Annotated in this window: 18 protein-coding genes; 6 read left to right on the top strand and 12 right to left on the bottom strand. The window is 75.6% G+C overall.

Annotation, left to right across the window (positions count from 1 at the left end; genetic code table 11):
* Nucleotides 1-43: 43 nt before the first annotated feature.
* From ABFY03_RS35810 to ABFY03_RS35780, 7 genes are all read right to left on the bottom strand, one after another.
* Nucleotides 44-1,501, bottom strand: coding sequence for an amidase family protein (locus tag ABFY03_RS35810; protein WP_346171957.1), 1,458 nt, complete (start codon nucleotides 1,499-1,501; stop codon nucleotides 44-46).
* Nucleotides 1,494-2,783 carry an MFS transporter gene (locus ABFY03_RS35805; protein ID WP_346171956.1) on the bottom strand — a complete coding sequence of 430 codons (1,290 nt, stop codon included), beginning with the start codon at nucleotides 2,781-2,783 and terminating at the stop codon, nucleotides 1,494-1,496. The genes ABFY03_RS35810 and ABFY03_RS35805 overlap by 8 nt, the downstream gene beginning before the upstream one ends.
* A complete protein-coding gene (locus ABFY03_RS35800; RefSeq protein ID WP_346171955.1) occupies nucleotides 2,780-4,129 on the bottom strand; it encodes a glutamate synthase-related protein in 1,350 nt (449 codons plus the stop codon). The genes ABFY03_RS35805 and ABFY03_RS35800 overlap by 4 nt, the downstream gene beginning before the upstream one ends.
* Entirely contained in the window at nucleotides 4,126-5,145 is a 1,020-nt protein-coding gene (locus ABFY03_RS35795; RefSeq protein ID WP_319007721.1) for an asparagine synthetase A, read from the bottom strand. The genes ABFY03_RS35800 and ABFY03_RS35795 overlap by 4 nt, the downstream gene beginning before the upstream one ends.
* Nucleotides 5,146-5,151: 6 nt before the next feature.
* Nucleotides 5,152-6,546, bottom strand: a complete 1,395-nt coding sequence (locus ABFY03_RS35790; protein ID WP_319007722.1) for a methylaspartate mutase — start codon at nucleotides 6,544-6,546, stop codon at nucleotides 5,152-5,154.
* Nucleotides 6,543-7,121 (bottom strand): cobalamin B12-binding domain-containing protein, encoded by a 579-nt coding sequence (locus ABFY03_RS35785; protein WP_346171954.1) that lies wholly within the window; start codon nucleotides 7,119-7,121, stop codon nucleotides 6,543-6,545. The genes ABFY03_RS35790 and ABFY03_RS35785 overlap by 4 nt, the downstream gene beginning before the upstream one ends.
* A 275-nt stretch (nucleotides 7,122-7,396) precedes the next feature.
* Nucleotides 7,397-8,710, bottom strand: coding sequence for a helix-turn-helix transcriptional regulator (locus ABFY03_RS35780; RefSeq protein ID WP_319007723.1), 1,314 nt, complete (start codon nucleotides 8,708-8,710; stop codon nucleotides 7,397-7,399).
* 327 nt (nucleotides 8,711-9,037) lie between these two features.
* Here ABFY03_RS35780 and ABFY03_RS35775 point away from each other — a divergent pair, with 327 nt between their 5' ends.
* The 3 genes from ABFY03_RS35775 to ABFY03_RS35765 all read left to right on the top strand — a co-directional run bounded on the left by ABFY03_RS35775 (nucleotide 9,038) and on the right by ABFY03_RS35765 (nucleotide 15,677).
* Nucleotides 9,038-12,244: a type 2 lanthipeptide synthetase LanM family protein gene (locus ABFY03_RS35775; RefSeq protein ID WP_346171953.1), complete on the top strand. Its 3,207-nt coding sequence runs from the start codon at nucleotides 9,038-9,040 to the stop codon at nucleotides 12,242-12,244.
* Between the two features lie 92 nt (nucleotides 12,245-12,336).
* A complete protein-coding gene (locus tag ABFY03_RS35770) occupies nucleotides 12,337-12,567 on the top strand; it encodes a hypothetical protein (RefSeq protein ID WP_346171952.1) in 231 nt (76 codons plus the stop codon).
* A 188-nt stretch (nucleotides 12,568-12,755) separates the two neighbouring features.
* Nucleotides 12,756-15,677: a helix-turn-helix transcriptional regulator gene (locus ABFY03_RS35765; protein ID WP_346171951.1), complete on the top strand. Its 2,922-nt coding sequence runs from the start codon at nucleotides 12,756-12,758 to the stop codon at nucleotides 15,675-15,677.
* A 20-nt stretch (nucleotides 15,678-15,697) separates the two neighbouring features.
* Here the strand turns inward: ABFY03_RS35765 and ABFY03_RS35760 are convergent, their stop codons facing one another.
* The 4 genes from ABFY03_RS35760 to ABFY03_RS35745 form a co-directional block, all read right to left on the bottom strand.
* On the bottom strand, nucleotides 15,698-16,810 hold the full coding sequence (locus ABFY03_RS35760) for a hypothetical protein (RefSeq protein ID WP_346171950.1): 1,113 nt from the start codon (nucleotides 16,808-16,810) through the stop codon (nucleotides 15,698-15,700).
* A 146-nt stretch (nucleotides 16,811-16,956) separates the two neighbouring features.
* A complete protein-coding gene (locus tag ABFY03_RS35755) occupies nucleotides 16,957-18,606 on the bottom strand; it encodes an ADP-ribosyltransferase domain-containing protein (protein ID WP_346171949.1) in 1,650 nt (549 codons plus the stop codon).
* Nucleotides 18,607-18,706: 100 nt separating this feature from the next.
* Nucleotides 18,707-19,459, bottom strand: coding sequence for a macro domain-containing protein (locus tag ABFY03_RS35750; RefSeq protein ID WP_346171948.1), 753 nt, complete (start codon nucleotides 19,457-19,459; stop codon nucleotides 18,707-18,709).
* A gap of 89 nt (nucleotides 19,460-19,548) precedes the next feature.
* Entirely contained in the window at nucleotides 19,549-20,217 is a 669-nt protein-coding gene (locus ABFY03_RS35745; RefSeq protein WP_319007730.1) for a class I SAM-dependent methyltransferase, read from the bottom strand.
* A 222-nt stretch (nucleotides 20,218-20,439) separates the two neighbouring features.
* Between ABFY03_RS35745 and ABFY03_RS35740 the strand changes: the two genes are divergently transcribed.
* From ABFY03_RS35740 to ABFY03_RS35730, 3 genes are all read left to right on the top strand, one after another.
* A complete protein-coding gene (locus ABFY03_RS35740; RefSeq protein WP_319007731.1) occupies nucleotides 20,440-20,814 on the top strand; it encodes a roadblock/LC7 domain-containing protein in 375 nt (124 codons plus the stop codon).
* Nucleotides 20,815-21,003: 189 nt separating this feature from the next.
* Nucleotides 21,004-21,363 (top strand): ArsR/SmtB family transcription factor, encoded by a 360-nt coding sequence (locus ABFY03_RS35735; protein ID WP_319007732.1) that lies wholly within the window; start codon nucleotides 21,004-21,006, stop codon nucleotides 21,361-21,363.
* A gap of 37 nt (nucleotides 21,364-21,400) precedes the next feature.
* A complete protein-coding gene (locus ABFY03_RS35730; RefSeq protein ID WP_319007733.1) occupies nucleotides 21,401-21,739 on the top strand; it encodes a thioredoxin family protein in 339 nt (112 codons plus the stop codon).
* A 112-nt stretch (nucleotides 21,740-21,851) separates the two neighbouring features.
* On the opposite strand, the gene ABFY03_RS35725 is transcribed toward ABFY03_RS35730, so the two are convergent.
* Nucleotides 21,852-22,310: a hypothetical protein gene (locus ABFY03_RS35725; RefSeq protein WP_319007734.1), complete on the bottom strand. Its 459-nt coding sequence runs from the start codon at nucleotides 22,308-22,310 to the stop codon at nucleotides 21,852-21,854.
* Between the last annotated feature and the right edge of the window lie 189 nt (nucleotides 22,311-22,499).

Raw genomic sequence — 22,499 nt, 5'->3', positions numbered from 1 at the left:
CGCGCATTCCGGAAAGGCAGCGAGCGGGGCAGCCCATCGGCAGTTACCGACGGCTGCGGGGAGACGGAACGCGCGGCGGAACTGCCGGTGTGCGGGGCCCCTCGCCGTGCCTTTCGGCCAGGAGCGCGGCGGGCAGCAGCTCCTCCAGCGCGGGCGGGCCGAACAGCGAGACGCCGATGGGGAGTTCGCCGCGGAATCCGGCGGGAACGGCGACGACGGGCCGGCCGGCCAGGGCCGGGAGGGTGGAGCTGGTCCGGGTGAACGGGTCGGGGCCGTCGTCGATGCGCCAGGCCGGGCCGCTGGTCGCGGCCATCAGGACGTCCACGCCGTACGCGGCCAGGGCCGTGTCGATGAGGGCGCGGGCCCGTCGCCGGGAGCGGCGGCGGAGGGCCGGGGCGAGCGCCCGGTCCCCGTCCGTGAGTTCGGCGCACCGCTCCAGCAGCTCCTGCCCGAAGAGGGTGAGTTCGACGGGGTCCCGGCGGTTGGCCGCGATGACCTCGTCCAGCGTGGCGGGCGCGCCGGGCCGGCCTCTCAGGTACCGCTCCAGCGAGGGCCGGAACTCGGCGCAGAGCGCGTCGAGTCCGTCGACGAGCATGTCCCGGGGCAGGGTGATCTCGACGGGGACGACGGTGGCGCCCGCGGCGCGGAGCCGGTCGGCGAGGCGTTCGGCGAGCTCCTGGGCGTCGGGGGCCATGCCCTTGACGTGCCACAGGCCCATCCGGACGGTCCTGGGCGGGGCCGGTGCGGCGGGCAGGGGACGGCCGGTGAGGACCGCGAGGCAGAGCGCCGCGTCCGCCAGCCGGGGGGCCAGCGGGCCGAGGGTGTCCTGCACGGTGGAGATGGGCACGACCCCGGCGGTCGGCAGGGTGCCGGGCGCCGGTTTGATCGCGGCCACGCCGCAGACGCCGGCCGGGCAGACGAGCGAGCCGTCCGTCTCGGTGCCGAGGGCGAGCGGGGCCATGCCGGCCGCCACGGCGGCCGCCGAGCCGGCGGAGGAGCCCCAGGGGCTGTGCGCGGGGGCGTACGGGTTGCGGGTCTGGCCGCCGACGGCGGACCAGCCCTCGATGCTGCGGGTGGAGCGGAAGTTGCCCCATTCGGTGAGGTTCGTCTTGCCGAGGACGACGGCCCCGGCCGCGCGCAGCCGGGTGACGACCTCCGCGTCCCGCGCGGGCGGGGTCCCGGCCAGCAGCCGGGACCCCGCGGTGGAGGCGAGTCCCGCCGTGTCGATGTTGTCCTTGAGGAGGACGGGGATGCCGTCGAGGGGGCCGAGGGCGGCGCCCCGGGCGTGGCGGAGGTCGGCGGCGCGGGCCTGCGCGGGGGCGGTGTCGTCGACGGCGAGGACGGCCCGGACCACCGGGTCGGCGGTGGTGATCCGGTCCAGGCAGGCCGTGACCAGGTCCGTGCTGGTGAGGGCGGAGGAGCGCAGGCTCCGGGCCAGTTCGGCGACGGGCCGGTCCTGGAGGCCCGGGGGGTACGGGGCCGGGGGGCCGGGGTCAGTCAAGGCGGGCCTCCCTGAGCAGCGGGACGAGGAGGACCGTGCCGAGGGCGGTGAGGGCGACCAGCGCGTGCAGCAGCAGCGCCCAGGTCATGCCGGCCCAGGCGACGAGCACCCCGATGACGAGGTTGCCGAGGGGCGCGGCGCCGAAGATGAGGAGGGCCTGGATGGAGACGACCCGGCCGCGTACCGCCTCGGGCGCCCAGCGCTGGACGCAGGAGACGAGGACGGTGCCGACGAGCGCCGAGACGAGTCCCAGGCCGGCGTACGGGGCGAGGGCGGCGGCCGTCGTCGGGGCCCAGGCGAGGGCCGCCAGGGAGAGGGTCTGTCCCGCGGTGCCGAGGGCGAGGACGAGCCCCGCGCGGCGCCGGGCGGGCCACACGAGCGACAGCAGGAATCCGGCGGCGGCGCCGACGGTGAAGGCGGTGAGCAGGAGGCCGGCGCCCGCGGCGGCCGAGCCGTTCCGGTTCGCCATGAGGGCCACGCCGATGTTGATCGGCCCCGCCCCGGCGAACTCGGTGAGTCCGATCACGGTGATCACGGCCCTGAGCCGGGGCGCGGCGGCCACGGCCCGCAGCCCCTCCCCGATGCGGGCGGCCAGGGAGGGCTGCGGCGCGGCGGTGCCCGGTTCCTCGTCGGGTACGGGCTCCGCCCGCGCGGCGGCCCGTTCCCGCCGGGTCCGTACGCGGAAGACGGCGAGGGCCGACACCGCGTACGTCACCGCGTTGACGGCGGCGACGAGCGGGATGCCGCCGAGGGCCGTCAGCACGCCGCCGAGGGGTCCGCCGGCGGCCTGGCCGCCGCGGAGGGCGCCCAGGTAGAGGGCGTTGCCGCGGACGAGGTGGCGTTCGGGCAGCAGTCCGGCGCGCAGTGCGCCGGAGGCCGGGATGAAGAACGCGCCGAACAGCGCGAGTCCGGCCGCGGCCGCCACCAGCAGCGGCACCCCGGGGCCGAGGGCGAGCGCTCCGGCGGCGGCGAGCGCCATGACCGCGCAGCGGGCGAGGTCGGCGCCGACCATGACCCGGCGGGGGCCGGCACTGTCGACGAGGGCGCCCGCGCCGAGCAGGGTCACCAGGCGCGGCAGGGAGGCGAGCGCGAGGACCGCGCCCGCCCGTGCCGGGCCGGTGTCGGCGGTGACCGTCCAGGCGAGCGTCACGTACCAGGCGGCGTCGCCGAGCGCGGACAGTCCCATGGCGAGGACGAAGCCCAGGTAGCCGCCGTCGGTGAGCCGGGCGTCCGCCGGCCGGGTGGTGGCGGGCGCCGGGCCGGTGGCCATGCTTCCGCTCACGGCCGGTCGCCCAGCGGTGCGGCGAGCGCGGCGGCGGGGGACGGCAGGGCCGCCCCGGGCGCCCACAGGTCCTCGTGGGCGAGCGCGTCGGCCCGGTACTTGCCCAGCGCGCTGACGAGCAGGCGCAGTTCGAGGGCGAGGGCTTCCACGAGGCGGACGAGGCCCTGCTCGGGGTCCTCCTCGACGGCGAGGAGCGCGGCCCGTCCGAGGCCGACGGCGGTGGCGCCGAGCGCGAGCGCCTTGGCCGCGCGGGTGCCCTCCCACATCCGGCCGGAGGCGAGGAGCGCGCCGGCCGGTGGGCCGACGCGGCGCAGGCACTCGCCGAGCGGCAGGCCGACTCCGTCGAGGAACCCGAGCGGGGCCCATCCGGTGCCGCCCTCGGCGCCGTCGACGGTGACGGCGTCGGCACCGGCCGCCCAGGCGACGGCGGCGGCCTCCCCGATGTCGCGGCCGGGGTGGAGCTTCACCCACACGCGGGCGCGAGGGAAGTTGTTGCGCATCAGGCGGATCTGCTGGCGCAGGATCTCCTCGGTGAAGGTGCCGGGGCTGCTGCACCGCAGGACCCGCCCGTCGCCGCCGAGGACGTCGTCGACAGCGTACTGCTCGGCGACGCGGGCGGCGGCGGCGCGGTCCAGGACGGTCATGCCGCCGAGTCCCGGTTTGGCGCCCTGGCCCACCTTCAGCTCGAAGGCGAGCCGGCCCGTGTCGAGCAGGGGCCGGGCCGAGGGGTCGCTGTAGACGAGGTTCCACACCTCGGCGTCGGCGTCCTCGGTGCTCTGCTGGACGGCGATGCCGCCCGAGCCGTCGGGCAATTCGTCGAGGTAGGCGCGGACGCGGCCGAGCAGGGAGCGTCCGGGGTCGCCGGACGGCGGGGTGCCGAGCCGGCCGTAGCCGTTGACGGGGATGACGTTCTCGCCGATCACCATGGGCAGGCCGAGCCGGCCGGCCTGCCGGCTGGCGGCGGTGCCGAGGTCGGCGCTGGCCACCTGGGTGGAGCCGAAGGCGGAGAGGTACGCGGGCAGCGGGGAGCGGAGGGCGCCGACGGCGGTGGCGAGGTGCACGTCGTGGTGGAGGGGCTCGCGGGCGAGGTCGATCAGCTTCTCCAGGCGGCGCGGCATGAAGACGGGCGGCACCAGGCGGAGTTCGTCCAGGAGGTCGGTCCCGGGCGCGGCGGCGCCCGGTCGGGCGGCACCGAACAGGGTCCGCCCGTACGACTCTCCGGGCGGGAAGAGGGCGGCGGTGCCGCGGCGGGCCCGGTCGCGCACGGCGTCGGCGGGGAAGCCGGCGGCCACGAGGCCGGGGCCGTGCGGGCCCTGCGCGGTCTCCGTGGCGGGTCGGGGGCTCACGGGGCCACCACTCCCGGGACCTTCGGGTAGGCGCTGGCCTGCCACACGGCGTCGAGGCCGGCGAGGTAGCGGGTGAAGCGCTCCAGGCCGATGCCGAATCCGGCGCTGTCCGGGATGCCGTCGCGGACCATCTGGAGGTACCAGCCGTACTTGGCCGGGTTCTCGCCGGTCTCCCGCATGCGGGCGACGATCCGGGCGTACTCGAACTCCCGCTCGCTGCCGCTGCACAGTTCGCCGTAGCCCTCGGGGGCGAGGATGTCGAAGTTGCGGAGGGTGCCGGGCTCGTCCCGGCTCTCGCGGTCGTAGAAGCCGCGGGAGCCCTTGGGGTAGTCGGTGACGAAGAAGGGGCGGCCGGACTTGGCGGAGAGCAGGGCCTCGCCGTGCCAGTCGATCTCGGCGTCGGCGCTCTGCTCGTGGCCGAGGGCGCGCAGTTCGGCGACGGCCTCGGCGTGGGTGCGGTGGCCGAAGGGCTCGCCCAGCAGTTCGGTGAAGGCGCCGGTGTCGCGGCCGAGGGCCTCGAACTCCTCGGCGTGGTGGGCGACGGTCTCGCGGACGATGTGCCGCACCAGGTCCTCGCCGAGCCGGGTGATCTCCTCGCGGGAGGCGCCGGCGACCTCGACGTCGATCTGGTGGAACTCGGCGAGGTGGCGGCTGGTGTTCGCGGTCTCCAGGGGTTCCAGCCGCACGCAGGGCGCGATGCAGAAGATCTTGTCGAAGGCGAGCAGGGACGCCTGCTTGTAGAGGATGGCGCTGGTCATGAGCTTGTAGCGGTGGCCGTAGTAGTCGACGTCGACCTGCTTGGAGCCGCGCACGCCGGGGTCGGTGACCGGGCCGATCATCGGCGGCAGCATCTCGGTGAACCCGTGCGCGCGCAGGAAGCCGCGGGCGGCGGTGAGCATGCCGTTCTGGAGCCGGATGACGGCGCGGGTCGTCGGGTGGGTCAGGTGGTGCACCGGGGTGCCGGGCAGCCGGTCCGTGGTCGCGGGTGCGGCCGTCGGGTCGGTGAGGGGGAGCATGGGCGTCTACCGTCCTTCTTCGGGAAGGGGCTCGCGGGCCGGCGGGCGGTGCCCGTCGTCGAGGGGCCGGTGGGCGGGCGAGGGGTCGAGGGCGGCGGCGTCGGAGCGCCGCTCCACGTGGCGGAGGGCCGTGAGCAGCCCTCCGGAGGTCAGGCGCGGCGCCCGGGCGGGCGCCGCGACGCCGCCGAGCGGCATGCTTCCGACGGCGGACCAGCGCAGCCGTCCGTCGGTGTCGAGGTAGCTGCGGCTGCGCTGGGCGTTGTCGGGGTGGAGGCAGTAGGGGACGTCGAGGTAGCCCCGCGCGAACGCCCGCGGCAGGGCCCGGCCGAGATCCGGGGAGAGCTCCAGGACGGCCTGCACGAGGGCGGACGCCTCGGCGTGGACGCCGGTGTCGGGGACCGGCCCCGGCGCCGGTTCCGCGGCGGGCGGCAGGGCGCGGTCGCGCTCCGCCTCGGCGGCGCGGGCCGCGGCCTCCAGGGCGGCGACGTTCTCCGCCACGGTCGGGATGCGGTGCGCCTCGGCTGCGGTCTTCACGATGAGCCGGGCGGCGCCGGTGCGGACGGCGAGCCGGGCCGAGTCCTCCAGGAGGAGCCGGGCGCCGCCGGGGGTGCGCGGATAGACGCCCATGTACGTGTAGACGACGATGTGCCAGTCGAGGCCGGGCAGCAGCTCCTCCGCCAGCCGGCGCAGGGCGTGCAGCGCCTCCTCGTCCTGCCCGGGGTCGGTCTGCTGGGCGTAGCTGAGGGACACGCTGCGCAGACCGTGCTGGGCGAAGAACAGCGCCTCCAGGACGCTGAGCGCCACGAGCAGGCCGGGCGGGCACAGCTGGCCCATCATGCAGCCGCCGAAGGTCTCCATGTGGGGTTCGGCGCCGTGGTCGCGGGCCCTGGCGAGCAGCTCGCAGCTGCGGGCCCAGTTCTCGACGGAGGCGGTCAGCGGGGTACGCCCGTAGGGCAGGCAGTACGAGACCGGGCCGCCCTCGGTGGCGTCGAGTCCTGCGCGGAGCAGCGCCGCGACGATGTCCTGCGGGGCGGCGGAGCCGTGCCGCACCTGCACGGGGAAGTCGTGGTCCTGGATGCCGTGGAGGACGGACCGGGTGACGGCGGTGTCGTAGGTGACGAGGGGGTAGCCGTTGAGCGGGACGCCGTCGGCGAGCGCGCGGCGCGCCGCGGCCTGGTCGCCGACGCGGGTGTAGCTGTCGAGGGTGACGGTGCCGACGGTGGTGGCGTCGGCGGCCCGGGTGGCGGCGAGGCCGGCCCGCATGGCGCGCGGGTCGCTCATGCCCATGCGGGGCTGGACGACGAGCCGGCCGGCCTGCCGGGCGGCGGCGACGAAGGCGCCGAAGGAGCCGGCGGGCGGCGCCGGGGCGGCCGCCGGGGCGGGGTGGACGGGTGCGGTCATGCGGTCACGCCCGCGGGAAGGCTTCTCAGGAAGGACCCGAACGACGCCAGGCCCGCGCCGTCCTCGAAGACGGCGTCGAAACCCGCGTCCAGCAGGCTCGCGTGCTCGGTGCTCCCGGCGCCGCCGATGCCGAGCTTCCCGCCGATCACGACCGGGATGGCGGCCGTCTCCGGGTGGCCGCGCAGCTCCCTGACGACGCGTCGGCCGTCGTTGGCGCCGTGCCCGTTGACGCTGCTGATCACGATCAGGTCCGGGCGCTGACGCCGGCACTCCCGCACCAGCAGCTCGTCGGGCACGCACGCCCCGAGGTTCGCGACCCGGTGACCCAGCTCTTCGAGGAGCAGTTGCAGGAAGACGAGGTTCCAGGTGTGCGCGTCCGACGCGACGCTGGAGACGATCACCTTGAGGCCGGAGTCCGGCGCCGGCGGCGCGGTCGGGGTCGGTGCCGGGGTGACCGGGACGACCGGGCCGGCCGGGGGGACTTGGACGGCCGGGGTGATCGGGACGGCCCGGGTGATCGGGACGGCCCGGGTGACCGGGGATGCCGGGGTGACCGGGGATGCCGGGGTGCCCACTTCCATAGCCTGCCTTCGTTCGACATGACGGATGAGGTCCTTTCGCCCGCGATTCCCGGTCGTTCTCCGGATCGGCGTGCCGGAGGCGACCGTCAGGCGTGTGCCCGGCGTTTCCCGGTCGGAATTCCCGGGATGCGGCGCGCGCTTCTCGCGCGTCCCTGGGGAAGTTCCTCGGTGTCTCTCCGCCGTGCGGGGCGTGTGTTCAACGTAGGGGGCGCCCCGGGGCGCGGCCGGAAGTCCGGGCGGCAGGTGTCCGGCAGAAAGGCGACGGGAATTCAGGCGACGGCGGTCTCCGGGAGCCGGTCGTGCACCGCCGGCCCGTACCCGCCGCCGGAGCGGCCCGCGAGGGCGGACCGGACCCGGCGCAGGAGGCGGAAGCGGTCCCTGCCGTCCTCGTCGGCGGTGCGGACCAGGCCGTGGACCAGCAGGCCGTGGACGGTGGCGGCGGTGTCGGCGAGGGACGCGCCGGTGAGCAGCGCGGCCTCCTCCAGGGTCCAGCTCTCGGGCAGCGCGGCCAGGACGGACAGGCGTTCCCGCAGCGGCGCTCCCAGCACGGCGAGGCCGCGCCGTACGGCTCCGGTGCCGCCCCCGGGGCCGGAACCCCAGACGGCGGGCGGCGCCGCGAAGCACTCGGGGTCCCGGGCGAGGTGGTGCAGCAGTTCCTCCGGCGCGTGGACGAGCCCCCAGGCGGCCGTGGTCTCCAGCGCGCCGGGGACGCCGTCGAGCGCGCGGCACAGCTCGGCGACGGCGGCCGTCGCGGCGGGGCGGGGGGCGTACGGCCGCAGGCGCCGCAGGTGGGACAGGAAGAGCCGGACGGCGGCGTACTCGGCGAGCGCGTCGGGATCGTGGTCGAGGGCCCGCCCGGGGACGGGCAGCGGGGCGATCGGCATGACCTGCTCGCCGGCGAACCGGGACGGGGCGGCGGCGGTGACGACGATACGCAGGCCGGGCCCGCGTTCGAGGAGGCGGTGGACGCCGGCGCCGTCGGCTCCGTGCCGGAGTCCGTCGAGGACGAGCAGGACGTCGTCTCCGCGGCCACCCCCGTGGCCGTCCCCGCCGGCGGTCGCGTCCGGTGCGAGCCGCCGCAGCTCCCGCAGGCCGGGCGAGAGGCCGGCGGCCGGGACCCAGAGCACCCGCCAGCCGTGCACGTCGCGCAGGACGCCCGCCGCCTCCCGTACGAGCCGGGTCTTGCCGACGCCGCCCAGGCCGACGACGCTCACCAGGCGCTGCCGGTCCACCGTCAGCAGCTCGACGAGCGAGTGCAGTTCGTGCTCGCGGCCCACGGTGGTGCCGAGCAGGACGGGCAGGTCGCCGGCGACGGGGCCGGTGCGGTGGGCGTCCTCCGCCGGAAGGTGGTCGCGCGCCGCGGCGTCGAACGCCTCGCGCGTGGTGCCGGTGAGCCGCAGGACGTCGGCGAGCAGCCGGACGGTCTCCTGCCGGGGGCGGCGGGCGCGCCCGCTCTCCAGGTCGCGTATCGCGCGGACGCTGAGCGTGGCCAGGTCCGCCATCTGCTGCTGCGTCATGCCTCTGCGCCGGCGGTGGGCGCGCAGGAGTCCGCCGAACTGGTCGGTCCCGGTGGTCTCGGTCATGGTTCCCCCTCTGCTGGTCGGTCGTGGCGTCACCCATGGTCGGAAGGGGTGGGCGCCCCCCGCATGGGTCGGCCGCCCCCAGATTTGGCGGAGGCCCGCGACGGGTGCCGGAGAGGACCGGGCGGCGGGCCGCCGCGGGCCGGCGGCGCCCGCCGGCACCCTTCGGTGAGGGAGCGGGACGGGGCCCGGGGCGGTCGGGGCGGTGGCGAGGAGGGCGGGGTGCGGCGGGGGCGCGCGGGTGGACGGCGGCGGGTGGGGGACGCGGAGCAAAACATGGGGGCGTTGCCCCCATGTGGGTACGGTGCTCCCGCTGCCACCGTTGTCCACGTGACCCTCACGACCTCCACACACGACACCGCGACGGGCCTGGCCCCGGGCTGGTGGGCGCCCGCCCTCCATCTGCGGGAGCGGCTCGCGGCACCCGGCGGGCCGACCGCCGACCCGGCCGGCGCCGCGGCGGCGCGGCTGGCGGACCGGGTGACGGCGCTGGGCCAGGACGAGACGTTCCCTGCCCGGCTGGCCGCCCTCGGCACCGACCTGCCGACGGCCGCCGCCCTGGTGGCGGAGCCGGTCGAGCGGCTGGCCGCCCGGGCCGGACACCCCGCGTGGGCGGAGTTCGTGGAGCGCGCCCTGGCGTCGGCGGCGCCGCGATCGGAGGCGTACGAGAGCCCGGAGCCGTACGACGGCACCGGCGGGCGGGCGGCCGGCCCCGTCGCGGACGCGGAGCCCTGGCAGACCGCGTTCGCCGAGGCGCTCGCACCGCTGACGCGGGCGGCGGGCCGTGCCCTGGCGGTGCGGACGGGAGAGCTGCCGGGTCTGTCCGGTTCGGCCGACCCGGAGTCCGTACGGGAGCGGTTCGAGCGGCGGCTCGGACTGCGGCTGGTGCGGACGGCGGCGCGCACCCTGGTCCTCGAACTGCACCGGGCCCGCGCCGAGGGTCGGCTGTCCGGCGCCACGCCCCGGCGGCGGTTCGCCTGCTTCGCGGCGGAACTGGGCACCCGCGACGGCCTGGCCGCGCTCTTCGGCCGGTATCCGGTCCTGGCGCGGCTGCTCGGCACGGAGTGCGTGCACGCCGTCGACGCCGCGGCGGAACTGCTGGGGCGGTTCGCCGCCGACCGGGCCGCGCTCGTGGCGGACCTGCTCGACGGGGTCGACCCCGGTGCGCTCGCCGTGCTCGACCTGGGCCACGGGGACACCCATCAGCGGGGGCGCGCGGTCGCGCTGCTCCGCTTCGCCGACGGCCGCACGGTGGTGTACAAGCCGCGCCCGCTCGACCAGCACGGCTCCTTCGACCGGCTGGTGGCCTGGCTCGGCGCCCGGCTGCCCGGCCTCGGGCCGCGCACGGCGCGGACCGTGCGCCGGGACGGCTACGGCTGGCTGGAGTTCATCGCCGGCCGGCCCTGCCGGTCGGTCGCCGAGCTCGACCGGTTCTACCGGCGGCAGGGCGCGCTCCTGGCGCTGCTGTACGCGGTGGACGGGGTCGACATGCACCACGAGAACCTGGTGGCGTGCGGCGACCAGCCGGTGCCGGTCGACGTGGAGACGCTGCTGCACCCCTCGGTCCCGGTGGCGGCCACGGCGGGTCCCGACCCGGCCGCGGCCGCCCTCGCCTCCTCCGTCCACCGGACGTGCCTGCTCCCGCAGTTGCTGATCGGCGAGCACGGGGCGCTGGACATCTCGGCCGTCGGCGGCGGCCGGGCCGAGCTCTCCCCCACCGACCTGGTCGGCTGGGCGGACGCGGGCACCGACACGATGCGTCTGGTCCGCCGGCGCGCCCCGTACGCGGCGAGCCCCAACCGTCCGTCGCTGGACGGCCGGGAGGTGGACCCGGGCGCGTACGAGGCGGCGCTGCTCTCCGGGTTCCGGGCCGGGTACGACACCCTGGTCGCGCACCGGGCGGAACTCCTGGCCACCGACGGTCCGTTGGCCGCCCTGGGCGCGGCTCCGGCGCGCCTGGTGGGGCGGGCGACGCGACTGTACGCGACGCTCCTCGACGAGGCGGCCCATCCCGAGGTGCTCGGCGACGCCGTCGACCGCGACGTACTGTTCTCCCTGCTGTACGCCGAGTCCGCCGGCGATCCGGTGCGGCGGCGACTGGTGGAGCACGAGATCGAGGACCTGTGGGACGGCGACGTGCCGGTCTTCACGCACCGGCCCGACGGCGCCGACGTCTGGTCGTCGCGCGGGGTACGGCTGCCGGGTCTGCTGGCCGCGCCCGGGCTCGCCGCCGCCGAGCGGAAGGTCTCCGCCCTGGGCGAGGTGGACCGGCACCGGCAGGAGTGGCTGGTCACCGCCACGCTGGCCACCCGCCGGGCACACCGGGTCACCCACCGCGCCGACGCCCCGCCGCTGCCGCCCGCGCCCGCCGCGGTGCCCGAGGCCCGGCGGCTGCTCACGGCGGCCTGCGGCCTCGCCGACGAGATCGTCGGGCACGCGCTCCACGACGGCACCCGCGCCAACTGGATCGGCCTGGAGCTCGTCGACGGAAGCCACTGGGCGGTGTCCCCGATGGGAGCCGGGCTCGCCGACGGCTACACCGGAGTGGCGCTGTTCCTCGCCCAGTTGGGTCGTCTGACCGGCGTCGGCCGGTACACGGAGCTGGCGGCGCGGGCGGTCCGCCCGATGCCGCGGCTGGTGCGCGCGCTCGCCGACGCCCCCGAGCTGAGCCGTGCGGTCGGACCCGGCGGCTTCCACGGCCTGGGCGGCCTCTGTTACGCCCTCGCCCGGCTGTCCACCCTGCTCGGCGACGACCGGCCGGCCGAGTCGCTGCCGCTCGCGCTCCGGGCGCTGGCCGCCTCGGCCCGTACCGACGACCCGGCCGGTCCACCGGCGGACGTCGCCACGGGGCTGGCCGGCGGCCTGGCGGCGCTGCACGCGGTGCACGCGGAGACGGGTCTGCCGCAGGCCGCCGCGCTGGCGGCCGAGTTCGCGGACCGGCTCCTCACGGCCACCACCGCCCTCCCGGAGGGCTTCCTCCGGGGGCGGGCCGGGGTGGGCTGGGCCCTCCTGCGCCACGCGACGGCGACCGGCGGCTCCCCGGAGGGCCCGCACGCCGCCACCGGGCGGGCCCTGCTCGGCCCGGCGCCGGACGCGACCGACCCGCGCGGCGACACCCCCGCGCACGCCTCCGGCACCGACTTCGGCTGGTGCGCGGGGCTCGCCGGGACGCTCCTCGCCGCGCAGGCCGACGTCGACCCGTCGGGGTTTTCCGACGGCCTGTGGCCGCGGCTCCTCGAAGAGCGCCCGTTTCTCGGCGACTTCAGCCTCTGCCACGGCGAACTCGGCACACTGGAGGCGATGATCACGGCCGCCGCCCACGGCGTTCCCGGGGCGGACGGCCGGCTGACCCACCGGGCGGGGCTGCTGCTCGGCGCGCTCGACCGGTACGGGCCGCGCTGCGCCACCCCGGACGGGGTGTCCTCGCCCGGACTGCTCACCGGACTGTCCGGCATCGGCCACACCCTGCTGCGGCTGGGCTTCCCCGACGCCGTCCCGTCCGTCCTCCTGCTCGAACCCTCCCCGGGAGAGCGCTGACCACGCCCTCCCCGTACGACCACCAGCACGACCGGCACGACCGCATGTCACCCACGTCCATCGCACCGCACCGCACCCGCGAAAGGATCTTCATGAACCCGCAGACGCCCTCCCGTGAGTCCCTCGCCGCGCTCGACGCCACGGCCGCCGACGCGCCGGAGGCCGGCGGCACGGCGGAGCCCGCCGGCCGGATCACGCTCTCCGGACGCGACCGGGCCACGGCCCGCGCCCGGGCCCTGGCGGGCCTCGCCCTCGGTACGGGTCTGGTGGCGATCCTCAACGACATCGACACCACGGTGAGTCTGCCGATCCTCCCGCTCTGAACCCCTCCGAACCCCGTTGAACCCCGCTGAACCTCCCGGCACCGCCTGCGGCCGCTCTCCGTCCCCGACGGAGGGCGGCCGCCGCCGCGTACCGGGCCCGTCCCGCGGTGGCGCGTTCCTTTCGGGGGGTGACGAACACCTGACACAGCGTCGCTTGTGTGACCGCATGAACAGGTACATTCGCGGGCATGCATCCCCGAGCTCCTCTCCTCGTCGGACGTGACGCGGAAACAGCCCAGTTGGAGCGCGCCCTCGACGCGGTACGCGAGCGGCGCGGCAGCACGGTCTTCCTGGTCGGCGACGGCGGCATCGGCAAATCGCGGCTGGCGGCCGAGGCGACGGGCAGGGCGTTCTCCGCCGGGATGCGGGTGCTGCGCGGCCGGGGCAGCACGATCGGCCCGATGGTCCCCTTCCGGCCGCTCACCGAGGCGCTGATGTCGCTCTTCCGCGGCGGCGAGCCGTGGGACGAGGGCGAACTCGGCCCGTTCCGGCCGGTGCTGGGGCGCCTGGTCCCCGACTGGGCGGGCGAGGCACAGCACGGCGGTTCGCTCGTGGTCCTCGCGGAGGCGGTGCTGCGGCTGCTGTCGGTGGTCTCCAGGGAGCGCGGCGCGCTGCTCGTCCTGGAGGACCTGCACGACGCCGACACGGAGACGCTGGTGGTCCTGGAGTACCTGGTGGACAACCTGGAGCACCTGCCGGTGGTGCTGCTCGCCACCACCCGTGCCGAGCAGTGCGCCGCCCTGGACCTGGCGCACTCGGTCACCCAGCGGCGCTCCGGCGCCCTGCTCGGTCTGGGGCCGCTGGACCGGTCCGAGGTCGCCCGGATGGTCGCCTCCTGCCTGGACTGCCCGGCGGACCGGGTACCCGGCGAGCTCGTGAGCCGGCTGTGGGACACCAGCGCCGGCAACCCGTTCGTCGTCGAGGAACTGCTCCACGGCATGATCGGGCACGGCACGGTGGTCCACCGGGGCGACGCCTGGGAGGTCGTCGGCCCCCTGCGCACCGAGGTGCCGAGCACGCTGGTCCGGGGCATCGCGCACCGCACCGACCGGCTGGGGCCGCAGGGCAGGACGCTGCTGTCGGCGGCGGCCGTGCTCGGGCGCCGCTTCCCGTTGTCGGTGCTCCAGCGGATGTCCGACACCGACGACCACGGCCTGCTCGGACTGCTGCACGCGGGGGTGGCCGCCCAGCTGGTGGTGCCGGACGAACCGGCGCCCGACTGGTACGCGTTCCGGCATCCGCTCACCGCCGAGGCGCTGCTCGCCCAGCTCACCCCCACCGACCGGGCGAAGCTGTCCGGGCGGGCCGCCGAGGTCGTCGAGGAGCTGCATCCGGGGCTGCCCGGGGAGTGGTGCCCGCTGGTGGCCGCGTTGCGCCGTGACGCGGGCGACGAGGTGGGGGCGGCGCGGCTCTTCTCGGAGGCGGGGCGGCGCGCGCTGGCGGACGGGGCGGTGGGCTCGGGCGTGTCGCTGCTGCTGGGCGCCGACGAACTGCTGGCGCGGCGCCAGGACTGGGTGGCCCGGGCCGAGGTGCTGGAGTCGCTGCTGCCGGCGCTGGCCGAGAGCGGCGAGTTCGACCGCGCCTTCGAGCGCGCGGAGGGCCTGCACGAGCTCGTCGGCGCGGGCGTCGAGGCCGGCCGGCTCGCCGTGCTGCACACCCGGCTCGCCAAGGTGGCCCATCTGGCGGGCCGCTGGGCCGACGGCAACGCGCAGATCGCGGAGGCCAGAGCGCTCCTGGAGACCGTACGGGATCCGGCGCAGACGGCGGCGGTCGACGTGGTGGCCGCGTATCTGGCCCTGGACACGCCGGGGCCGGACCGCACGGAGACGGCGGAGAAGCTGGCCCGGGCCGCGGTGTCGGCGGCCGACGCCGGCGCGCTGCCGGCGGTGGCCTGCCAGGCGTGGGAGCTGCTCGGGGTGCTGGCCCGGGAGCGGGACCTGGACGAGGCGCGGCTGTGCTTCGAACGGGCCCGGCGGATCGCGGAACAGCACCGGATGCCGATCCCTCGGACGTACGCGATGGTGCGCATGGGCGGCAACGAGTGGCTGGCGGACGGGGAGACGCGCACGCTGGAGCAGGCGCGGGACGAGGCGCTGCGGCTGGGCGCGGTGACCATCGCGTACTCGATCGACGCCATCCTGGTCCTGCAGGCGGTGCTGGTCGGCCGGTTCGAGGAGGCCGCGCGCCTGGGCGACGAGTTGCTGACGACCGCGGTCCGGCTGAGGCTGGCGCCGGTGGTGCGGTACGTGCTGATGACCCGGGCGACGCTGGCGGCGCACCAGGGCGACCGGGCGGCGATGGAGGGGGCGCTGCGGGAGTTCACCGGCTGGGACGGGGCGGGTTCCCAGGAGGAGCCGCTCTGCATCGGGCTGGCGCGGGCCTTCTGCGCGCTCCTGGAGGAGAACCGGCCGCTGGCGCTGGCGGAGCTGGACCGGGCGCGGGCCCAGGAGCGGGACAGCCCGACGACGTTCCACCTCAGCGGGGTGCACGGGCTGCGGCTGCTGCTCGACGTGCTGGCGGGCGAGGCGGGCTGGGACGAGTACCGGCGGGCCGCGGCCACCTCGGCGGGCCGGACGCGGTGGAACCGGCAGTTCGTGCTGCTGGCCCACGCGGTCCTGCTGGGCCGCTCGGACGACCGGGCGGCGGCCGCGGCGGCCGTCGCCGAGGCGGAGCTGCTGGCCGCGCCCTACCCGACCACGCTCCACCTGGGGCTGCGGCTGACCGCCGAGGCGGCGCTGGAGGACGGCTGGGGCGATCCGGCGGGCTGGCTCCGCCGCGCCGAGGAGCACTTCCACGCCGCCGCCGTGCCGGACGTGGCGGGGGCGTGCCGGGCACTGCTGCGCCAGTCGGGCGCGCCGGTCCGGCAGCGGCGCAGCGGCGCGGACCGCATACCGGCGCCGCTGCGGACGCTGGGGGTGACGGTCCGGGAGTACGAGGTCTTCCAGCTGCTCGCGGAACGTCTCAGCAACAAGGCGATCGCGGGCCGCCTGTACATCTCGCCCCGCACGGTCGAGAAGCACGTGGCGGCGCTGTTGACGAAGACGGCACGCCCGGACCGCGAGGCCCTGTGCGACCTGTCCGCGTCGGAAGCGGCGCCGGCCCCCCGCTGAACCGCCTCCGACGCGGTCGGTCAGTGGCCTATGCCGTGCGTCCGGGGCGTGGGCACGGGCCGGGCTCCGGACAGCTTCGCCGCCGTGCCGCGGGCCCGTTCGAAGGCCAGGACCGGCTCGCCGTCCTTCCGCCAGGGCTGCGCCCCGCACCACGGTCCGATCCGGCGGAACTGCTCCAGGGCGGGGCCGTACATCAGGGACCGGAGCATGGCGTCCGCGAGGAGGTGGCGCAGGGCCGGCAGGCGCTCGTCGTCGGGCGCGACCCGCTCGAACGAGGCGGCGACCTGCTGCAGCATGATCCTCGCGAGGGGGGTGGCGGGCAGCCTGTCGGCGCCGGACCGGGCCCTCAGTTCGCCCAGGGCGTGCAGGTAGATCCCGGCGAGCGGGCTGCCCGGCGGTGCCTTGCGGACCGCCTGCCGGGCGAACCGCATCATCCGCCGGTCGCTGCCGAACCACTTGGCGCACCAGTACTGGAGGGCCTGCCAGTGCCCCTCGTAGTGGTGGGGCGCGCGGGCGGTGAGTTCGTCCCAGAGCGGCTTGAACTGCGCGGGTCGGTACTGGGCGCCGCGCGCGGCGGTGACCATGACGACCCAGGGACCCGGGTTGGCCGGGTCCAGCAGTGCGGCCTGCCGGGCCTCCTCGATCGCGGCCGGGAGCATGGCCCGGAAGCGGTCCATGTCCGAGCTCAGGACCTCGTGGGCGTAGCCGCTGCCTCGGATCTCCCAGGCGCGGTGGACCATCAGACTGGCGTGGAGCGTGGCCGCGTCGCAGTCACCGGGCTCGGCGGCGCGCCAGGCGTCGAGCCAGGCGTCGTCCTCCTGGGCCACGTGCTGCAGCAGCTCCAGCCGTCCCCAGCGCTCGTCCCAGTCCTCCCCCGCCGCCCGGACGTACCGCGCGGCAGACGTCCAGTCCCCGCCCCAGGCTGCGTCGGCGACGGCCTGCCGCTCCTCCGCCCGGTGCGTCGGCGCGGGCGGGCCGGCCCGCCGGGCGTCGAGGGCCTCACGGGGCGGCAGCCCGTAGTCGGTGGCGACGAAACGCTCCGCCACCCAGGCCTCGGCCCTGCGCGGCTTGAGGAAGAGGCGGTGGAGCACGAACAGGAACGCGCCTAGAACGACGGCGAGGAAGAGGGTCACAGCGGGGGATCATTCCGGAACCTGTCACTCCCTGCAATAGTTCAGGCCAAGGAAAGTGCGAGGTCAGGGCCCGTTCGGGCGCTCGCTCGCCGCGTCCCTCGCCCAGAGAGGTGACGGTCTGCGAGCGCCCGTCGGTGCCGGCCGCGTCAGGAGACCAGCCGGGTGTCCACCTCCCGCAGTTTCACCGTGCACAGGCCGCCGCGTTCGGCCTTCACGTCGGTGACCTCCAGCTGGGTGCCGGGGGCCAGGATGTACTCCTCCTCGCCCGTGAAGGCGGAGAAGCTGCGGATGCCCACCGCGCGGGCGGGCGTCACCTCGAAGAGGGTCCGCTTGCCGCGGCTGCCGAGGAACGAGCGGGCGACGCCCAGCTCGGAGGTGCAGGAGGAGACGCCCCACCAGGTGACCGTCTCGCCGACCGGGTACTGGCCGCGCAGGTCGAGGGCGACGCCGCGCCACAGCGGCTCGGTGCGGGTGGGGAGGGCCTCCACCGCGGCGAAGAGCAGCCGCAGGTAGGGCAGGTAGGGGACGACGCGGGCGCGGTCCGGGGAGCGGAGGACGGCGTTGATGTTCCGGTAGAAGCCGGACTCGCAGGTGTAGAGGAAGAGCGCGGCGATGGCGTCGGCGGAGAGCCCGGCGCCGGCCGCTTCGTCGGCGCGCCGCTTGCCGAACTCGCGGGAGCGGTCGATGTGCCCGCCGAGGCCGCGCAGCACCCGGGTGACGGGGGCGACGGCCTCGTCGAACGGCATCAGCGGGGTGTCGAACACGCCGGTCAGCGGCGGCAGGACGTGGCCCTCGTCGCGGACGCTGGTGAGCCGCTCCAGGTACAGCTGGTGGAGCTCCATCGTCGAGGCGATGAAGGCTCCCATCCGGGCGGCGACGTCGGCGTCCGGCCCGCCGCCGGTGGCGTCCGCCGCCTTCCCCGCGCCGGCCGGGGGCTGGTTCCAGCCCTTGCTGGGCAGCCAGTCGACGGGGTCGGCGCCGAGGGACAGCAGGGCGTCGTTGACGGTGGCGAGGTGGTCGCCGTCGCAGAAGATGTCGCCCTGGGCGGCCGGGTTGGCGTGGTCGAGGTGGCGGACCTCGACGCCCGGGTACTTCTTCTCCAGCCGCTGCACGGTCCGCTTCAGACTGCGGGCGTGCGCGCCCCACCAGGCGAAGACGACGCCCCGGTCCTCCGGGTCCTCGGCGTCCTGCTTGGCGCGGAGGATCTCCTCGACGATCCGCTCGGCGACGGGCCGCCAGAAGCCGGTGTGCTGGTCGGTGGCCATGGCGCCGTCGGCGCTGGCGGTCAGCGAGGCGTTGAGGAGGAGGACGCCCTGGGTGAGCATGGCCTGGAACCACTCGGGCGGCTGGACCGTGTCCCGCTCCTTCAGCAGGGCGCGGACGTCGGCGATGGGCGTCTTCTTGACGATGCCGTACTTCCACATCGCCGCCGCCTTGATCAGGCAGCGGATGCTGACGACCCGTCCGAACTGGCTGTCCTTCCAGTCGTTGAACGTGTTGTCGAACATGGCGATGCCGGTGGCGCTCTCCGGCCGCGGGTAGGGGTTCTGTCCGAAGACGACGACCTTCCACTTGTGCGGCGGGTGGGGCTTGAGCGCCTGGAAGGTGAGCTCGCGGACCGGGACGACCTGCGGGCTGCGGCCCGGTCCGATGAACCGGTCGGCGTCCGGGCGGGCCTCGATGACGGGCTTGAGGAGCGGCAGCCAGGGCTCGCCGCCGCCGGTGAAGAGGTCGGCGAGGGCGAGGGGGTCGTTCGGGTCGGGCTGCGGGGTGGCGGGCGTGGTCGTGTCGCTCATGGCGGCGGAGCTCCCGGTGGTCGTGCCTGCGGGGTCGGAGGGGTGCGTGGGGGCGGCGGCCGGGCCGGCCTGCTCGCCCTGCTGAGCCGGTGCGGCCTGCTCAGCCGCGAAAGCAGTGCCCGTGGACACCTGCTCCTTTGGCAGCTGCTCCTTTGACAGCGGCTCCTTTGGCGGCGGCTCCGTCGCCCGGCGCTCCTTTGGGCGGCGTGATCCGTACCCGCGTGGTGTGCGGCGCCTGGTCGATGCCGGCGAGCTGGGCCGTGATGGTGGCGCGCAGCTCGTCGTCGTCCTCGAACCAGTGGTCGTGGAAGAGCGTGTAGCCGGTCCACATCAGGTTGGCGCAGACCCGGGCCGGCACCCGGCCGGTCCGGGCGCCCATCCCGACGAGCGCGACGGAGCGGATGCTGCCCGGCGCCTTCCGGTTCTGCCGGTGGACGGCCTGGAAGGCCGCCGCGCAGGCCATGGCGACGTTGAGCGTGTCGCTCACGTTCTGCGAGGAGGCGACCATGGTCGGGGTGGAGATCACGAAGCGCGGCACGGTCGCCCCGGACGGGACGCAGACGGCGCTGCCGACCGGCATGCCGCCGGCGAACCGGTCGCGGATCGCCTGCTGCACCCGCAGCTGGATCCCGGCGCCGAGGTGGCGCTTGATCGCCGCGTCGACGCCGCCGTCCATCCGTCCCGCCGCGTTCGTCGGCGTGACCCACGCGTCGACGTCCTCGTCGAGGATCGAGCCCCGCCGGATCTCGATGCCGGGCACGTCGGCGAAGGCGGCGCGCCACGCCGCCACCACCCCCGCGCTGACATCGGTCAGTACCACCCGCAGCGCGGTGCCCGCATAGCCGTGCGTCATCGAAGCCCCCTGTCGGAACGTCCTCTGGATCACCTCCGAAACTAGTGGGCACCACTGACAACGGCCCCGGCCCGCCGGTCGCCTGAGGCTCAGTCGGGCTTCCTGGCCATGACGACGACGCCGGGCCCGGAGAACTGGTCGGCGGGGAGCCGGAGCTCGGCCACGGGAGTCAGCCCGGCCCGCTCGATCAGCCCGACGAACCCCTCGGGCCGCCACTTGTGCGTCGTCCACCGCACGGGCACGCCGCCGTACGCCTCGGTGCGGACCAGGTCCTCGTCGCCGACGTGGGTGGCGGTGAGGAAGGAGCCGCCGGGCTTCAGCGCCCGCGCGAAGTGGGCGAGGACCTGCGGGAGGACGTCACGGGGCAGGTTGAAGAGCGACCACCAGCCGAGGACCCCGCCGAGGGTGGCCTCCCCGAGCGCGAGCTCGGTGGCCGAGGCGACCTCGAAGCGGCAGTCCGGGTACAGCCGGCGCGCGTTCTCGATCATCCGGGGCGAGAGGTCCACCCCGGAGACGTCGAGGCCGCGCTCCGCGAGGTAGCCGGTCACGGTACCGGGCCCGCAGCCGACGTCGAGGACGGGCCCGAGGTCGCCCACGGTGTCGGCGAAGGCGTCGACCGACGCCTTCAGCCAGGGGTGGACGCGGATGTCGCCCATGCCCGTGGTCTGCATCATGTGGGCGTAGGTGTCGGCCACGCGGTCGTAGGAGTCGCGGACGGCGTCGAGGTCGGCCGGCCGGTCGATGGGGTGTGAGCTCATCGGCCCACGATAGGACGGCGGACCGGGCCGGGACCCGGCGGGCCCGATGGGCGCACGGAGTGCCGCGATGGCGCGATGTCCTATGCCCGGGGCATCGTCTTCCGGCGAAAGCACCTCATTCCCCGCCCACTTGGTGTCTAGTGGAGCACGTCCGCGATCACCGTCCGGCCCGGCCGCGGACACGCCCTGCCAGGCCGTCGAGAACCAAGGGAGCAGCGAGAGATGGCGAGTGTGGAGACGTCTCTGAAAGAGGCGATGACCTCGATCGAGGGGAGTGTGGGGGCCGCGCTGGTCGACTACACCAGCGGCATGGCCCTGGGCACGCTGGGCGGGAGCAAGGACCTCGACCTGACGGTCGCGGCGGCCGGCAACACCGACGTGATCCGGGCGAAGATCCGCACGATGGAGATGCTGGGGATCAACGACGGCATCGAGGACGTGCTGATCACCCTCGACACCCAGTACCACCTGATCCGGCTGATCAAGAGCCGCGGCGGCAACGGCCTGTTCCTGTACATAGTCCTGGACAAGAACAGGGCCAACCTGGCCATGGCCCGGCACCAGCTCAAGCGCATCGAGGCGGAGCTGGAACTGTAGTCCGCCTCCCGTCCCCCGGCTCCGCACGCCCTCGACTTGAAGAACTCTTCAACTCGGCACATCCGAAAGTGATCAGTCGGAGGTGGGCGGGGCCGGGAGGCGGGAGAATGACCGCCATCCGTGGATCAAGGATCCGGCACGTCGGACCGGAGTCGTCCGGGCAGCTCGGTCCGGAGGGAGAGTCGTCGCATGCAGGTGCCGCTGTACCAGGCCAAGGCGGAGTTCTTCCGCATGCTCGGGCACCCCGTCCGGATCCGCGTCCTGGAACTGCTCCAGCACGGACCGCTCCCCGTCCGCGAACTGCTGAAGGACATCGACGTGGAGCCGTCCAACCTCTCCCAGCAGCTCGCGGTGCTACGCCGGTCCGGCATCGTGGTCTCCGTCCGCGAGGGCTCGACCGTCAGCTACGCCCTCGCGGGCGGCGACGTGGCGGACCTCCTGAAGGCCGCCCGCCGGATCCTCACCGAACTGCTGGTGGGTCAGAGCGAGCTCCTGGAGGAGCTGCGCCACGCCGACGCCGGCGGCGTTCCGGTGCCGCGCGGGAGATGATGGGGCGGTACGACGGAACGCGAGGTCAGGAGCTTCCATGGCACGGCGGGTGCACCAGGCCCGTGAGGACGCGGAATTCGACTTCATCCTGCGGATGAGCGGAGTCCCCGTCCTCGCCTACTTCATCGGCACGTGGCCGAAGGCGGTCGAGCCGTGCCGGACGATGGACCCCGTCGTGGGCGCCGTCGCCGACGCGTATCCGGGCCGTCTGACGGTCGTCCGCGCCGACATCGCGCGCTGCCCGGAGGCGACCCGGCGGTATCAGGTCGCCGGAGCCCCGTCGTACGTCCTCCTGAAGGAGGGGGAGGCGGTGGCGAGCGGTACGGGGATCCTGTCCGAGGCCGCGATGCGGGAGCTCCTGGCCGGCCGGCTCTGAGCGGACCCGCCGCGGCACCGGAGCCCGTGCGGGCGGAGCGCGTTCCCGCTCGCGCCGACGGTCCCGCCGCCGTCGACCGGCAGCGCCACGCCTCCGGCGACGGTGTACGGGGCTACCGCCGGGGAGCGGTGGGCCGGGGCGCCGGCGGGTAGGGGACGGCCTGCGCCGAGGGGTCGTCGGCCTCCGTGGGCACGCTGACGCCCCGGTAGAAGACGGACTCGTAGTCGATCGCGGGGTCCACCACGAGCGCGTTCTCGTACGCCCCCGAGACGGGGTGCTCGCGTCGTTCGAGGGAGTACCGCGCGACGATGAGCTCCTCGCTCGGCTCGGCGTACTCGACGGTCTTGAAGCCTTCTCGGCCGGACTCGCCGCTGATCTCCCAGAAGCAGCGGAGCCGCAGCACCCCGGGGGACGGGGTGGACCAGCGGAAGCGGGAGACGGACATCTGTCCGCTGACGCTGTCCAGGGTGCTCCAGCCCCAGCCGTTCGGCAGGAAGTCGATGTCGGTCGACTCCATCACGTTGACGACGGCGCCGAACCAGCTGCCGACGAGTCGTCTGTCCAGATACATCACCTCCCCATCGTCCCCGACGCCCCCGCGTGTCCGGCACGCGGGCCCGGTGCCGGGCGGTGACCGCCCGGCGGGGGATTTCGCCGGGTGTACAGCGGGAAGTCACGGGACGGTCGTGGGGCGGTGGCTCGCGGGCGCTCTTCTTGGGGCGCTCCGACGCCGGCCTCCGGCCGCCGTTCCGTTTCCGTC

The sequence above is a fragment of the Streptomyces roseofulvus genome (assembly GCF_039534915.1).
GTDB lineage: Bacteria > Actinomycetota > Actinomycetes > Streptomycetales > Streptomycetaceae > Streptomyces > Streptomyces roseofulvus.
The sequence above is the reverse complement of the archived record's forward strand: the minus strand, read 5'-3'. Positions and strand labels throughout refer to the sequence as shown.

Bases quoted from the DNA above. Each gene is read 5' to 3' on its own strand.
- ABFY03_RS35735 (WP_319007732.1), top strand. From the start codon at position 21,004: ATGCAGGTGCCGCTGTACCAGGCCAAGGCGGAGTTCTTCCGCATGCTC.
- ABFY03_RS35745 (WP_319007730.1), bottom strand. From the start codon at position 20,217: ATGAGCTCACACCCCATCGACCGGCCGGCCGACCTCGACGCCGTCCGC.
- ABFY03_RS35755 (WP_346171949.1), bottom strand. From the start codon at position 18,606: ATGAGCGACACGACCACGCCCGCCACCCCGCAGCCCGACCCGAACGAC.
- ABFY03_RS35770 (WP_346171952.1), top strand. From the start codon at position 12,337: ATGAACCCGCAGACGCCCTCCCGTGAGTCCCTCGCCGCGCTCGACGCC.
- ABFY03_RS35740 (WP_319007731.1), top strand. From the start codon at position 20,440: ATGGCGAGTGTGGAGACGTCTCTGAAAGAGGCGATGACCTCGATCGAG.
- ABFY03_RS35750 (WP_346171948.1), bottom strand. From the start codon at position 19,459: ATGACGCACGGCTATGCGGGCACCGCGCTGCGGGTGGTACTGACCGAT.
- ABFY03_RS35795 (WP_319007721.1), bottom strand. From the start codon at position 5,145: ATGCTCCCCCTCACCGACCCGACGGCCGCACCCGCGACCACGGACCGG.
- ABFY03_RS35790 (WP_319007722.1), bottom strand. From the start codon at position 6,546: ATGACCGCACCCGTCCACCCCGCCCCGGCGGCCGCCCCGGCGCCGCCC.
- ABFY03_RS35780 (WP_319007723.1), bottom strand. From the start codon at position 8,710: ATGACCGAGACCACCGGGACCGACCAGTTCGGCGGACTCCTGCGCGCC.
- ABFY03_RS35725 (WP_319007734.1), bottom strand. From the start codon at position 22,310: ATGTATCTGGACAGACGACTCGTCGGCAGCTGGTTCGGCGCCGTCGTC.
- ABFY03_RS35730 (WP_319007733.1), top strand. From the start codon at position 21,401: ATGGCACGGCGGGTGCACCAGGCCCGTGAGGACGCGGAATTCGACTTC.
- ABFY03_RS35765 (WP_346171951.1), top strand. From the start codon at position 12,756: ATGCATCCCCGAGCTCCTCTCCTCGTCGGACGTGACGCGGAAACAGCC.